The following is a 14,691-nucleotide window of genomic DNA, read 5'->3' as shown; positions in this document are numbered from 1 at the left end:
GCGTACTCCTCAGGGACCACCGCGTGTCCTCACTGTCCCCGTTTTCGCCCGGTCGGCCCGGTCGGGGGTCAGGAAGACTTCGGTTGCTGCCCCCACGACCGCTCTCCACCACAGGCTCGCCAGGAGACTTCTTCCGTGCAAGTGGTGGTAGGCGCAGCTTGGCGCGGAATGCGGTGGAGCCCGGCGGCGAGACGCCACCACCGGGCTCCCACCCCGTCTCCCTCATGCCCTGGCCAGCAGCCCCTCCAGTACCTCCGCCGTCTCGAGGTACCGGTCGAGCAGCCCGCGCCCGCCGGGGCGGGGTCTGCCGTTGCTCATGTGCCGTCGCAGCCCAGGAGGCCGGCCACTGCATCGGCCGTCGCCGGGTGGGCACTCTTCGCCGAGGTCCTGCGGGCAGCCGAGGAATTCGCCAATGCGAAACTGCACCGCCTCCGGGACGACGACGCGGGCGGATCGGATCTCGCGGCGTCCCTGCGTCAGTTCCGCATCGTCGTTCCTTGATGACGCCCGATGTCCCACGCCGCGCGGCGCCGGACCGTGGAACAGCTCACCTCGGTCCGCCCCGGGTGAAATGAGGGTCACTACAGCCCGTCGGGCCGCCCTCGCTCCGGGAGTGGGGCGGCGAACTGCCAGGCGCGGGTGAGGAGCGCGTCGACGGAGGACACTGCTGTGCGCAGGCGCTGGGCGTGGGGGCCGGTCAGGAGCACGTGCGGGAGGGCTCGGCGGGTGAGCTCCTCGCGGAAGCGGGTCGTCATCCATGAGCGGAAGGGTTCGCCGTCGCGGAGGCCGTCGTCTTCGAAGGGGACGCCGGCGTCGTCTGTGAGGAGCCAGAGGTGGTGGCGGCGCGGGCGGCGATGGATTCCACCTGGGGGTTGGGGGCGCCCATGTAGCGCTCGTGCCAGATGGTCGTGGCCAGGGCGTCCGTGTCGCAGAACAGGACGGGGGAACCTGCGCGCGCTGCCGCGTCCTCGCTGGCGAGTTGGTGCTCGGCGATCAGCTCGAATTCCTCGGAGTTCCAGGTGACGTCGTTGAACAGCGTGTTCGGATTGGCCGCCAGGAGTTGTGCGTACTTCTCCTCGCTGTACGTGCGCCCGTACTCCGGCACCCACCGCGTCGCCGCCCACACCCCGCCGCGCGCACGGTAGTGCTCCGCCAGGGCCTCGGCCATGGTCGTGGTACCCGTCGACTCCGCGCCGACGACGCCCACGCGGCGGGTCAGCGACGCGCGTACCGGGGCGGCCAGGTACGGCCAGCAGCGCACCGGGTCCTTGCGGAAGGCGGTGCCCGAGACCGGGTAGGTCGTGCGGACGACGTCGACGGTCACCGAGGTCGCGCCGAAGCGGCGGCCGAGTTCGTCGCCGTACGTCTCGGAGGTGAAGACGGCGTCCACCGGATCGGGGACGGCGGAGCGGAAGATGGCCATGTGAACGTCCCATACCGCGGGGTCGGAGATGTCGACGGGTATGTCGTCGACCGCGCCGACGACCTCGATGCTCACCTCCGGGTGCTCCTCGCGCATCCACGCCACCCGGTCCGCGAGCGGGATCGACCACGGCGGAGGTGCACACCAGCACCGTGAGCCGGCTGCATCGCTCGGCGGCGGTGCGGACCAGGTGGTGGTGGCCCGCGTGCGGCGGATAGAACTTGCCCCACCAGCCCGTGGTCGAACTCGCTCACGCCAGGGCCTCCTTACTACGGGCCGCTGCCGTCGACTCGCCGAGCCACGCGCGCAGTCCGACCGCGCACAGCAGCAGGAAGCCCGCGTAGAGGAGCGAGGTGAGATAGAGCGCCTTGTACGCGTACAGCGGGATGTAGATGACGTCGGCGGCGATCCACAGGTACCAGGACTCGATCTTCTTCCGGCACTGGCCATACGGAGCGGCCAGCGAGAGCGCCTTGGTGAGCGCGCCCCAGAAGGGCACCGTTGAGTCGGTGGCCCGGTCGAGGAGGAGGGTCAGGAAGACGGTGGCGAGCGCCGTCGCGGCGGCCAGGATCCGCGAGGTGCGGGCGTCGGTGCAGCAGACGGCGAGATGCACTGAGGCACCGGCGATCCGCGACCACCATCCGTACCCGGCCAGCGCCACGTAGACGACCTGGAGGGCGGCGTCCGCGTCCAGTCCGGCGCCCGCGAAGAGGAGGATGAAGAAGAGGTCGCGATGTCGATCGGCCAGTTGGCGATGTGCCGGCGGGCGACGAGCCAGACGCAGAGCGCTCCGCTGCCGAAGCCCAGCACTTCCACCCAGCTGACGGGGTGTCCAGCAGGGTGATCAGGGGCTCCTGGATCCGGGTGACCATGTCCGCGAGAACCACGCGGCGACCTCATGAATGTCACCCTGCCGAGAATCGGGCCGCGACCCCCGGCAAGGGAATTACGCCCGCGGTCGAAGGCTCAGAGCCACCCCCGCCGCGCCGCCGCCAGCCCCGTCTGGAAACGGGTGGACGCGCCAAGTTCGGTCATCAGGCGGTGGATGCGCCGCTGCGTGGTCCGGGCGCTCCAGCCCTGCGTGCGGGCTATGACCGCGTCCGTGAGCCCCGCGGCCAACAGGCTCACCAGGGCCAGGGTCTCAGCATCCGGCTGCCCCGTTTCCGCCGAAATCGGACCGGCCGCCTCCCCCAGCGGGATCGCCCGCTCCCACTGCGCCTCGAACAGCGACTGCAGAGCCACCAGCATCGGCGACGGATGGATCAGGTACGCCGCGGACTGGCCGCCCGGCGCCAGACTGAAGGGAATGATCGCGGCACGGCTGTCGCTGATCACCAGCTTGAGCGGCAACTCCGGGCGCATTCGAGCCTGTTCCCCGGCCCGGACGCTCGGCACGATGTCGCCCTGGAGCCGGCCCGGCCAGGCCACCGCCTCGCGGTCGTAGATCACCCGGTGGGTCACGCCCGTCCGCTGGCGCTCCAGCTGGCCGTCGAGGTTGCTGCCAGGCCGGTCGACGTACGGAGGGCGGTCGAAGGCGCACACCTCGCGGCGCGCCCCGGTCGTCAGCCGGTGCACCGCCTTGCTGATGTCGTCGCGGTCCGTCAGCAGCTCCGCGGCCATGTCCGGGTGGCTGATCCTGGCAGCCTCCCGGTGCGTCTCGACCAGCCGCTGCACCTGCGCCCGCGCCTCGCCGAGCTGCTGCTCCCGTTCGTGGATCAGCGCGCCGACCGCGACATCGGGAGCCGTGGCCGAGAATCTCGGCGGCCGCCCCGCGCTGCGCACCGCCAGGCCGTCCCTGACCAGGCCGGACAGCAGCTTCCCCGCCGCGGGCGCGGTCAGGCCGCACACGTCCGCGACCTCCGCCGCCGTGCACCGCGGCATTCCCACCAGCGCCGTATATACGCGCTCCGCGTCCGCCGTGAACCCCAGAACGTTAAAATCCATGCCCTCTCCCACACCTCCGTGGCACCAACCGGCCACCTGGCGAAGGTAGGCCACCTTTCCCACCTTGCGTCTCGTCCGCCGCACTTGACATCTTCCAGCAACGAGCGCGCTGCCCTGCGTTGAGGTGGGCGTCAGCGCGCCACGGTGTGTCCCCCCGCACACCCTCGCCCCGCTGAAAAGGTGTCCCATGTCGCGTGCCCATCCGCACGGAAGACGGCGGCTCGGTGCCGTGTCCGTCACATCCGTCGTGATCCTGGCCCTCACCGCCGCGCTCCCGGCCTCCGCCGCTCCCGCTCCTACCAGCCCTACGCCTCTCGGTGACGCGTCGCCGCAGAAGTCGCTGCCCGCCCAGCGCGCCGGCGTCGTCCCGGGCCAGGTGCTGGTGACCCTCTCCCCGCAGACCGCCGTGACCGGCCGCAAGCTGCCGGGCAACAGGGCACAGGCCCATTCCCCCGGGACCAGCAGCGCCGCCGTGAACGAGAAGCTGAACGCGGTCGGCGCCACCTCGCTCCAGCCGCTCCTCCCTTCCCTGTCGGCCGTGGCCACCGAGTCGATGACCACATCGGCTCGCACGCGCCTGGGCGATGACGCCGCCGACCTGTCGCGCACCTACGTCGTACGGACCGGGAACCGCGACTCTGCCGCCGTCGCCCGGACCCTCCAGGGCACGCCGGGGATCACCCACGCCGAGCCGAACCGCTACGTGAACACGATGAACACCGGCGGGCAGCGACTGCCCGCCACCGTGAAGGCGTCCGCGGAGCACGCACCACCGGCAGCGCCGAGTGCCTCCCCCATCCCCACCAACTTCGCCCTCACCAACTCCGCCCAGGCGTTCCTCAACGCCGGCGGCGTCAACGCGGTGGGCGCCTTCGGCATCCTCCAGGGCCGCTACGGGCAGCAGCCCGGCGCGGGCCGCACCATCACCAACGTCTCCATCGGCGACCTGACCGACCAGGCCATGGCCGACGCCGGTGACCCCTACGTGCAGGGCCACGGCCCGACCACCGTCCTCAAGGACGGTCAGCGCTACCTCGACCTCCCCTCGATGCCGCTGATCCCCGCCTACGTCGCGGCTCCCGACGGAAGCCTCAGCGGTTCGGCGTCCACCAAGGACCAGGACCCCGGCCTCGGCGAAGTCCTCCTCGACTTCAGTGTCATGGCGCCCCTGGCCCACGACCGGCAGCGCCCCGACCGGACCGGAAGCGACTACACCGACCTGCTCGGTGTCGCCCCCGGCGCCGACTACCGCCTCGTCGTCCCGCAGCAGCCGACGATGGACCAGATCGCGACCGCGCTCCTGGCCGCCGCCCACCAGTCGCCCAAGCCGGACGTCATCACCGCCAGCCTCGGCTTCGGCACCGACGCCCAAGGCTTCCCGGGACGCTACCTCGAGGACGACCCGTACATCCGGTCCGTCGTCGCCTCGATCGTCCAGAAGAACCACGTCGTGGTGGTGATCTCCTCCAACGACGGAACCCGCCTGTACACCCCGGCCGCCGTCGGCCCCGACGGCGGCAGCACGCCCACCGACACCGCGAGGAACGACAAGAACGGCAAGGAAGCCACCGACATCGACGACGTGGCCTACTCCACCACCCCGTCGCGCGTCCCCGACAGCGGCGCGATAGCCGCCGGCGGCACCACCCTGGACGACACCCTCGCCTCCCGGACCGGGCCCGCCACCACCGCCGAGACCCGGATCAGCGGCTTCGGCACCTTCTCCTCCGGCTTCGGCGCCCGTATCGACCTCTCGGCGCCCAGCGACAACATCGTCGCCTTCACCCACACCGAGCGCGGCGACGCGCAGTCCGTCACCCCCGTCCTCAACGGCGGTACGTCCGCGTCCGCACCCGAGATCGCGGCGGCCGCCGCCGTGGTGCTCCAGGCCGCCGGGCTGGCCGGACACCACCTGACGCCCTCACAGGTACGGGACGTCCTGCAGCGGACCGGCCGCGAGGTCGCCACCCCGGCGCAGATCGACCGCGAGCTCAACGTCGGCAGGCAGATCGACGTCACCGCCGCCGTCGAGGACGTCCTCGGGCACCGCGGTGGCCAGGTCGCAGCCGTACGGCTGTCGGTCGCCCACCGGGTCACCAACGGCGGGCTGGGCGGTCAGTTCCTGGAGACGACCGACCAGAACCGCATCGACCTCGGGGACATGGCCTCCGGCGGCAACGGTATGGGCCTGGTGGGCCCGGTCACCTTCGCCGGTGACGTCACCGGCCTCCCCAAGGGCGCCAGCCCCACGTACACGCTCACCGTGGGCGCGCGGACCTGGCGGTCCGCCACCCCGGCGATCCGGGTGACGCCGACGGAACTGCTGAATGCCGCTGGACTCCCCGTGGTCTCCGACTCCGACCGCACGATCACCGCCACCTACCGCGTACAGATCGGCGGCCGGACCCAGGCCACCGTGCGCCGCACCCTCACCGTCGGTCCCAGCGACGGCCGCTACGTGGAGAGCACCGCGCCCAAAACGTCCGCGGTGGTGAAGGCCGGCCACTCGGTCACCGTCACCTACGACATGACCGGCGTCGCCAAGCTCAACGACCCGCAGCTCGTCGTGTCCACCGTCGGCCACTGGAACCCCGCCCTCGCGCCCCTGTTCAGCGCCGCGTGGCACCAGTCCCTGACCGCCACTTCCGGGACGGTCACCATCCCCGCTGACGCGTTCAGCGCCGGGGGTGGCCTCTACGGCATCGGCATCGCCCAGTCCGGCTTCGGGGGCAACCCCAGCCTGACCACCTACGGGGAGTTCGCGCCGGTCCGCGTCGATGGCGGAACCGCCGAGCAGCGCCCGCAGGCACCGCTGGTCACCGGGCAGGGCGGCATCCCCGCGCACAGCACCCAGGTCACCCGTGCCAAGGCCGGCTTTGCCGTCCGGTACGACGTGCGCGACGTGCCGGGGGCGAAGTACGCGCAGGTGGAGTTCGCGGCGCCCGCCCCGACGCTCCACAACTCGCTGAACACCTTCACCAACGCCAACGGCACGGCCCTCGACGACAACGGCGTCGACGCGCCCTCCACAGCCCACCGTGTCCTGCCCGCCACCAAGGGCAGCATCGACCTCGACGCCCTGCGGCTGGGCCTGTCCTCCTCCACTGTCTACGGCGTCCGCGTCATGGCCCTCGACAGCAAGCACCGGGTCATCGGCCAGGCGTCTCCCGTCTCGACCCTCGAGGTCGACGACGGCGTCGCCCCGGCCGAAAGCACGGTGCTGTCCTTCGCCGCCGCAGGCGACGACTCGGTCGCCGCACTGCGGACCGTCTCCGGTGCCACCGAGATCCGCCACTACTCCACCAGGACCGGCGCCTACGGCCCGGTCATCGCCTCGGACAGCGGCGACGGATCGGAGTACGAGGTCCTCGGCGTGGCCCCCGCCACGCACCGCGCCCTTGCGGTGCACCAGGCGGAGCCCGGCGGCGATGTGCAGGTGGAGACCTGGAACACCGCCACCGGCACCCTCGTCGGACGCAGCACGCTCGCGGCAGCCGACTACCGCTTCGTCGTCGGACGCGTCGACGCTGCCCGCTCCCGCGGTGCGCTGCTGCTGCGGGCGGTCGCCGACAACACCGACCTGGTGCTGCCCGTCGACCTGAAGGACGGCACCACCGAGGATCCCATCCCCGCCGATCTGCCGGGCGTCGCCAAGGGCTCGTACAGCCTCCTGGACATGGACTCCTCCACCGGGGACGTCTACCTGGCGAAGGGCGCTCCTATCGCCCTCTGCCTGGGCGGCGTCCAGATCCCGCGCGTGAACACGGGGACCCGCAGCGTCAGCCTCGTGGGGACCATGTCCGGTTGCAGCAACGGCTTCGGCTCCGACGGCGCGGGCACGCTCTACAACCTGTCGGCCACCGCGATCAGCACCAAAATTGTCCCGACCAGCGTCCTCGGCTCGCTCGACGTGGCAACCGGCGAGACGGACGACCCGGTGGCGGTACGGCGCGGCCCCGCCACGGGGATGGCGGTGGACGGCGCCAACGGGCTCGCGGTGGCGGCGTTCACAGCACCGGAGGGCACGAGCTACGCCGGCTCCGGCACCGCCGTCGTCACGGACAACAACGCCACCGGTCAGCTGCTCGTCTTCGACGTCACGACGGGCGAGGTGGTGAAAACGCTGACCGGATTCCAGATCACGGGCCACGGCGGTCCCCTGGTCCACGGCGGTGTGATGAACTCCGTCCAGCTGGACCCGGCGACCCGCACGGGCTGGACGTACGGGGCGTACGACGGTCAGATCCGCCAGTTCTCCTACTGAGCTCGGGGCGATCTGTGCCACGGGGGGCGAGAAGCGGTCACCGCTTCTCGCCCACCTACCGGCCAGGCGAACCTATCCGGTCGCGGCATCGGGCCCACGAGTGGGTGCCGCGGGTGGCTCGCACGGACGAATCCATGTCACGGACACCGGACTTGCTTCCCGCTGCGCCGCTGATGAACGCGGCGGCTTCGGCCCTTTACTTCGCAGTGGATCACCGACGACACTGGTGCACCGCACGGCCGTCGGCTCTCTTCGCCCCCACGCACCTCGCCCGAAAGCCCGTCGGCGTGCGCCCACCCGGCCTCGCGAGACGGTGCCCCACCCCGGCTCGACCTCCGGCGAAGGACGCAAATGCGACACTCCACCTTGCTGACCCGCGGCTTCGGCGGCGGCGCCCTGGCGTGCGCCGCGGTCGCCCTGGCACTGGTCTTCGTGCGCTACGACGCGCCCGCCCCGCGGTGGGACATCCTGACGGCGCTCGGTGCGGCCGCAGCGGCCGCCGGGGCCTGGGCGCTCGCCTGCCGCCTGGCACCGCCGCTGCGCCCGGCGCCCTCCACCGCGCAGCCGTCCTCACCGCCACCCGTGCCGCGCCGGCTGCCGATGCCCGCTCGTGACGGCGGGCGCGCGACAGGGGCCGTGCTCCTCATCGTGACGCCGTTCTTCCTCACCCGGCTGGCCGCCGGGACCGGCGGGGTGCTCGCCGGCGTGCTGATCATCCTCGTCTTCGTCCTGACGGCGAAGACGCTCCAGTTCGCCCGCCGCCAGACCAGGCAGGCCGACATCCGCGCCAAGATGCGCGTGCTGTCCGAGGACGCGGGCCGGGGCGGACTCCACACGGTGCGTGTCCGGGTCGGTGAGCCGGTGCGGATGCGCTACCTCAAGCGTGGTGACAAACCGGGGCAGTTGGACGTCACGCAGTTCCACTGGATCGTCCTCGAGGAGGGCGGACGCGAGATCAGGCTCGCCGGTCCCGACGGGGAGGTGGGCAGGGCGGCCCTGCGCCTCGGCGGCCAGGAGGGATGGCTCTGCTGGCCGGAACGCTGGAAGCTGATCGAGGACGAACTGCCCGCGGCGTTCGTCGCCGACAACGGTGAGACGGTCATGGGGCTCACGGACCCGGACGAGGCACGCCCCTACCTCAAGGGCGCTGCCAGTCCGGGCACCGCCGACAGCACCGTCCGACGCGTGCCGCGCACGGCCAAGTTCTCCGCGCCCGTGCACGGACTCATCCTCGGCGGCGCCCTCCTCGCGGCCGTGATCGCCTCCCCCGTCCTCTGGTTCGGACCCGACAAACTGCCCTGGTTCCTCACCTGGCTTCTGTGCGCCCTCGCCTCGGCGGTGATCGTCCAACTGCCGCTGCGGGGAGTCGGCGCGGCGAGCCGGGCCCTCCCGGACGGCCCGACCTGGACGGTGCGCGAGGAGTCGGACCCGGCCATCTCGTGACCCGGGCTGGCACTCCCGCCACCGCCGCCGTGCGCGGTTCGCGGAAGGCTGTCACACACTGCGCCGGGAAGCCGGACTACGGAAGCCGAGGAACCGATGGCGTTCCCATACCCGTGCCCACGACCCGGCGTCCGGGCCTCCGGCCACAGGGCGCCGGCCGACGCGGTCACCACGCACAGCACCGAGATCCGCTGCGTCCAGTGCAGCCGCGCGGGCCGATCTCATGCCCTGGCCAACAACGCCTCCAGTGCCTCAGCCGTCTCCGGGTAACGGTCGAGCAGTGCCGCGCCGGCCAGCTCGGGTTCTGGCGTTGCCCAAGGGTCGTTGCAGCCCAGGAGGTGGGCCAGTGCGTCGGTCGTTGCCGGGTGAGCGGTGAGGAGGGTGGCGCCGCGGGGGGACTGTCGTGCCGGGTGCAGGGCCGCTGGCGCCGGCTGGGCGGCGCGCCACGGGGGGATCCAGGCGTCGAGGGCCGGGAGACGGCCGGGGAAAATGCGGCCCGCCTCGCGGATCAGGAGGGGGGCCAGCTCCGTGCCGCCGGAGCGGAGGCTCATGATCAGGGTGGGGAGCCACGGGAGGAGGACCTGGTCGGGCAGGCGGGCGAAGGCGTTGGAGACTGCCTCCACGACGACGTCGGCGAGGCCCGGGACCGGTTCCAGGGCGTGGAGGAGGCCGCTGAGGTAGCGGGGGTAGGCGGGGACCACCAGGGGGTTGGCGAGCAGTTCCTCGCACTTGGACCGCAGTTCCGCGCGGGTGAGGGTTCCGAGGTGGACCTGGGACGCCCACAGCAGGGCCGTCTTCGACGGGTCCTGGGGGTGGGACTGCGCGACGGCCAGTTCCAGCTGGGTGCGGTCGCAACCCAGTGACAGGGCCAGGGTCTCCATACTGAACAGGAAGCCCAGCATCGCCGCCACCTGGCGGACCGTGGCGTCCTCGTCGGTGAACGCCGTCGGCAGCAGGGTGCAGTAATGCGCGTAGCCGGCCTTGGTGAAGGACTCGATCCACGACGGCAGCGTCGGTTCGCTGGTGCGGTAGTAGGAGAGCAGCCGGCGTACGCGGTGCAGCACCTCCGGGGCGCCGTCGACGGTGCGTTCGGCCGACAGCACCTCCAGGGCGCGGGTGCCGAGTTCGTCGGCGAGGCGGCGGCTGTTCAGGTAGAGCGTGGCGTCCTCGACGGCTTCCAGGACGGTCGCCGCGGTGGCCTTTGGGTCGTAGGCGCGGCGGCGCAGGCGCTGTTCCAGGACCTGCTCGATGCTGACGCCCTCGTAGCCGAGCTCGATGAGGGCGCGCTGGTGTGTGCCGAGGGCGAGGTCCCAGGACTCCTGGATCGGGCGCTCGCCGAGCTTCCGTTCGCCCATGATGGGTCGGGCGGTGCCCTCGGGCATCAGACGGCGGAGCATCCACAGCACGTCAGAGCACGGGCCGAGTTCCGGCCGGCCGGCGATGTCGAGCAGGGCGCGCTGCACGCCGCGCTGCTGGAGCTTGAGGTTCAGGGGTGCGAGCCGATCGTGGACGTCGCGGGCGAGGGGCGGCAGGGCGTCGTAGCCGACCTGGCCGATGCGGTCGCCGCCCATCATGATCTCGACGAGCCGGCGCACGTCGCGCCGGCCGGGCACCGCGTCCTTCTCGATGCAGGTGACGGCCGCGTCCTGGAAGTCGTACGGCGTGGGCTTGGCCCGGTCGCGCATCCCGGCCAGCAGGATCGACGTCTCGAACACGGCGATGGCGTCGGCGGTGGAGGCGAGGTAGCCGTTGCGGCGGGCGGCGCGCACGATCTCCACCGACCAGCCGAGCAGTTCGGCCTCGTCCAGCTGGTCCAGGGCGGGCGGGCGCTGCAGGAACCCGGTCAGCTGGTCGGCGGGTACGGCCCGAGGGGCGGGTGCCGGGGCCTTGGCGGGCGTCGTCTTCTTCGCGCCTGCCTGTCCCGTCAGGCGGTACGGCTTGACCCGGGTCCGCTTGAGGTTCTTCGTCCACTGCGTCGCGGCGATCGACACCGAGCCCGCGGCCAGGCCGAACTGCGCCTCGATCGCCGCGTGGCTGGACGGGATCAGGCCGTGCAGCCACTTGGTGGCGCTGCGCGGGGTGATCTCGAAGGTGTCGGCCCCGTCCACGCCGAACTCGGCGACGCGGCTGGCGGCGTGGAAGGCGCCGCAGACGTAGAGGCAGTCCGCCGGGTCGGTGGCGGTGGCGGCCAGGTGCTCGCGCATCCGGGTCCACATGTGGCGCTCGCGGTCCTCGTCCACGCGCACCCGGTGCGGGTCGCCGGGGGCGAGGCGCCGGAAGAGGCTGCCGATGAGGAACATGACCTGGCGGTACGTGTCGTGGTCGGCGTCGCCGAGCGGCAGCTCGACGTACTGGTGCCACCACTCCGACCAGTGCCGCACGCGGCCGTGGCGCAGAAGGTGCTCCTCCAGTTCGGCGAAGCGCGGCCGCAGGTCGCCGATCTCCACACCGACCGCGTCGCCGTGCAGCGCCGCCTCCGCCTTGGTGGGCGACGCGTCCGGATCGTCCGGTCCGGCTGGCTGCTCGGCGCGGGCGTCCCACTGGAAGACGTGGTCGGAGGAGCGGTCGACCAGGACGAGTTCCACGCCCGGGGTGTCCAGCGCGTAGGCGATGGCCTGGTACTCCGCCGAGGCCTCGGTGATGGGGGCGACCACCGACAGCGGGGCCCAGTCGGCAGGGAAGCCGTCGGCCTCGCTCGCGTACGCCTGGACCGCGACCGGCAGCCGGCAGTTGCGCAGCTCGGTGAGCAGCGGCGTCATGTCCTCGCACAGCTCCAGGTACACGACCTTGGGCTGCTTCTCGCGCAGGCGGCGTGCCATGGCGACCGCCGAGGCGGGCGAGTGGTGGCAGACGGGGAAGACCTCCAGCGGCTCGCGCACCGCGCGGTCGACGTCGTCGACCATGCCGAGGAGGATGCCCTCCAGGGCGTCGGGCCCGTCGGCGAACGTCGTGGCCGCCTCGCGGAGCTGGCTGCGCAGCGCCTCGAAAGTGCCCTCGTCGGGGCTCTGGTTGGCGCTCATGAGAGCGTGGCGATCGCGTCGCGGCCGCCCTCCAGGAACTCGGGCCAGGCGCCGCCCTCGTCCTTGCTGCGCGGCTCGACGACACCGTGCAGGTACTTGTTGAGGATCGCCAGGTCCTCGGGCTCGCGCCGGGCCAGCGACCCGACGAGCGAGGACGCGAGGGCGCGGGCGGTCAGGGCGCGCTCACCGAAGAAGTTGCTGTGCAGGATGGAGTCCTCCAGCACGCCGATCTGCTCGGCGGTGGACAGCGCCGACTCCAGCTTCTCGTCGTCGCTGCCGGCCGCGGCGGCCGAGGCGCGCAGGTCGGCGAAGCTCTGCAGCAGCACGTCGAGCAGGGTCGGCGGCACGTCCAGCTCTATCTGGTGGCGACGCAGCAGCTCCTCGGTGCGGAAGCGGACGATCTCCGCCTCGCTCTTCTTGTTCGTCACGACGGGGATGCGGACGAAGTTGAAGCGGCGCTTGAGCGCGGAAGACAGGTCGTTGACCCCGCGGTCGCGGCTGTTGGCGGTGGCGATGATCGAGAAGCCGGGCTTGGCGAAGACGATGTTGTCGCTGTCGCCGTCCAGTTCGGGGACGGAGATGTACTTCTCGGAGAGGATGGAGATCAGCGCGTCCTGGACGTCGCTGGTGGAGCGCGTGAGTTCCTCGAAGCGGCCGATGGCGCCGGTCTCCATCGCGGTCATGATCGGCGAGGGGATCATCGACTCCCGCGACTGGCCCTTGGCGATGACCATGGACACGTTCCAGGAGTACTTGATGTGGTCCTCGGTGGTGCCGGCCGTGCCCTGGACGACGAGGGTGGAGTTGCGGGAGATCGCGGCGGAGAGCAACTCGGCGAGCCAGCTCTTGCCGGTGCCGGGGTCGCCGATGAGCAGCAGGCCGCGGTCGGAGGCGAGGGTGACGATGGAGCGCTCGACGAAGCTGCGGTCGCCGAACCACTTCTGCGCGATCTCGCGGTCCAGGCCGTCGGAGGGCTCGGAGCCCAGGATGAACAGGCGGACCATCTTGGGCGACAGGCGCCAGGAGAAGGGCTTGGGGTTGTCGTCCACCGACTCCAGCCAGTCCAGTTCCTCGGCGTACTTGGTCTCGGCGGGGGCGCGCAACAGGTCGGACATGAGGGGCCTTTCGGGCAGGGTGGGGTGCTGCTCGGGTTGTCTTGGGTTGCTTCGTGGTGCCTTGGGCCGCCTGGGGGCGCTCAGGCGAGGAAGGTCTTCAGCTCGTGGACGAGCTTGCGTATGTGACCGGAGATCACCGGGGTGCCGAGGTCCTTGAAGCGCTCCCGGAACCACGGGTTGACGCTGCCGCGGCCGGAGCTGGTCACCGAGCCGACGGGGATGAACTTGACCCCCGAGCGGTGGAGGGCGGCCATGCTCTCGAACAGCGGCTCCGTCCGCCATTCGTAGAAGTCGGAGATCCACACGACGACGGTGTTGCGGGGCTCGGCGACCTTCGGCTGCGCGAGCGCCATGGCGACCGTGCCGTCGGTGCCGCCGCCGAGCTGGGTGCGCAGCAGGGTCTCGAAGGGGTCGTGGACCCAGGGTGTGAGGTCGAGGGCCTGCGTGTCGTACGCGATGAGGTGGACGTCCACCTTCGGCAGCCCGGCGAAGATCGAGGCCAGGATGGTGCAGTTCACCATGGAGTCGACCATCGAGCCCGACTGGTCCACGACGACGATGAGCCGCTGGGGTGTCGTCTTGCGGGCGGTGTGCCGGTAGTAGAGGCGGTCGACGTAGAGCCGCTGCTCCTCCGGGCTCCAGTTGGTGAGGTTCTTCCAGATCGTGCGGTCGAGGTCGAGGTTGCGGAACACCCGCTTGGGCGGGATCGAGCGGTCGAGCGCGCCGACCGACGCCTTCTCGACCTGGGTGCGCAGTACTTCGGCGACCTCGTCGACGAAGCGGCGGATCAGGGACTTGGCGTTGGCCAGGGCGACGCCCGAGAGGTTGTTCTTGTCCCGCAGGAGCTGCTCGATCAGGGACATGCTCGGGGTCAGCTGTGCGGCGAGCTTGGGGTCGGCCAGGACTTCGCGCAGATGCATCCGCTTGACGAGGTCGGCCTCGATGGAGCCGAGTTCGGGACCGATGGCCGGGATCAGCCGGCTGAGGTCGGGGGTGGTGCCCCCGCCGCCGGTGCCGGTCGGGCTGACGCCCGGTCCTGCCGCCCGTCCCCCGGCGCGGCGGACTTCGGCGGCCCGGTCGCGTGCGCCGTCCTCAGGGTCGGGTTCGGGGGTCATCAGGCCGTCGAGCTCGGCGGCCAGCTCCGGGTGGCGCTGCACGATGGAGTCGACGGAGGTCTGCGGGTCCAGAAGGGCGGGCGGAAGGCCGATGTCCTCGACGACGGCGAGGCTCGCCGATTCCAGGCCGGCCTGCTCCTCGGGGTCGAAGAGCCGGGCCAGCAGTCGCCAGTACAGGACCTGGCGGCGGTTGTCGTGCGGGTCGGCGACGGGAGGCCCGTCGGGGCCGTCGGTGTGCCCGGTCTGCCCGGTGGTCTGTTCGGTCATTTGCGCAGCAGCCTTCCGGCGCGTTCCCGCAGGACGTCCACGGCGTCGGTGGCGGCCTTCTCGGCCTTGACGCCGTTCTTGTCGCTCGTCCCGCCCGCCC

General features: G+C 71.6%; 6 protein-coding genes and 2 pseudogenes. 2 read left to right on the top strand and 6 right to left on the bottom strand.

Features of this window, described 5'->3' with window-relative positions:
* Positions 1–581 precede the first annotated feature (581 nt).
* The 3 genes and pseudogenes from PV350_RS01705 to PV350_RS01695 all read right to left on the bottom strand — a co-directional run bounded on the left by PV350_RS01705 (position 582) and on the right by PV350_RS01695 (position 3,367).
* Positions 582–1,677 (bottom strand): annotated as a pseudogene (locus tag PV350_RS01705) (AAA family ATPase).
* Positions 1,674–2,310: pseudogene (pnuC, locus tag PV350_RS01700) on the bottom strand (nicotinamide riboside transporter PnuC). Before pnuC ends, PV350_RS01705 begins: the two co-directional pseudogenes overlap by 4 nt.
* Before the next feature lie 79 nt (positions 2,311–2,389).
* The gene (locus PV350_RS01695; RefSeq protein ID WP_500332585.1) at positions 2,390–3,367 is read right to left on the bottom strand and encodes a helix-turn-helix domain-containing protein; all 978 of its coding nucleotides are present in this window, start codon (positions 3,365–3,367) and stop codon (positions 2,390–2,392) included.
* A gap of 229 nt (positions 3,368–3,596) precedes the next feature.
* On the opposite strand from PV350_RS01695, the gene PV350_RS01690 reads away from it, so the two are divergent.
* Both PV350_RS01690 and PV350_RS01685 read left to right on the top strand, forming a co-directional pair.
* Entirely contained in the window at positions 3,597–7,631 is a 4,035-nt protein-coding gene (locus tag PV350_RS01690) for a S8 family serine peptidase (protein WP_500332584.1), read from the top strand.
* 351 nt (positions 7,632–7,982) lie between these two features.
* Positions 7,983–9,074: a hypothetical protein gene (locus tag PV350_RS01685; RefSeq protein ID WP_500332583.1), complete on the top strand. Its 1,092-nt coding sequence runs from the start codon at positions 7,983–7,985 to the stop codon at positions 9,072–9,074.
* Between the two features lie 221 nt (positions 9,075–9,295).
* Here the strand turns inward: PV350_RS01685 and PV350_RS01680 are convergent, their stop codons facing one another.
* The 3 genes from PV350_RS01680 to PV350_RS01670 form a co-directional block, all read right to left on the bottom strand.
* The gene (locus PV350_RS01680) at positions 9,296–12,094 is read right to left on the bottom strand and encodes a DUF5682 family protein (protein ID WP_500332582.1); all 2,799 of its coding nucleotides are present in this window, start codon (positions 12,092–12,094) and stop codon (positions 9,296–9,298) included.
* Positions 12,091–13,209, bottom strand: a complete 1,119-nt coding sequence (locus PV350_RS01675; RefSeq protein ID WP_499514984.1) for an ATP-binding protein — start codon at positions 13,207–13,209, stop codon at positions 12,091–12,093. The genes PV350_RS01680 and PV350_RS01675 overlap by 4 nt, the downstream gene beginning before the upstream one ends.
* A gap of 80 nt (positions 13,210–13,289) precedes the next feature.
* Complete coding sequence (locus PV350_RS01670; RefSeq protein WP_500332581.1) at positions 13,290–14,591, bottom strand: VWA domain-containing protein; 1,302 nt, start codon at positions 14,589–14,591, stop codon at positions 13,290–13,292.
* Positions 14,592–14,691: the final 100 nt, after the last annotated feature.

It is taken from the genome of Streptomyces sp. PA03-6a (assembly GCF_033792765.1).
Taxonomy (GTDB): Bacteria; Actinomycetota; Actinomycetes; order Streptomycetales; family Streptomycetaceae; genus Actinacidiphila.
The sequence above is the reverse complement of the archived record's forward strand: the minus strand, read 5'-3'. Positions and strand labels throughout refer to the sequence as shown.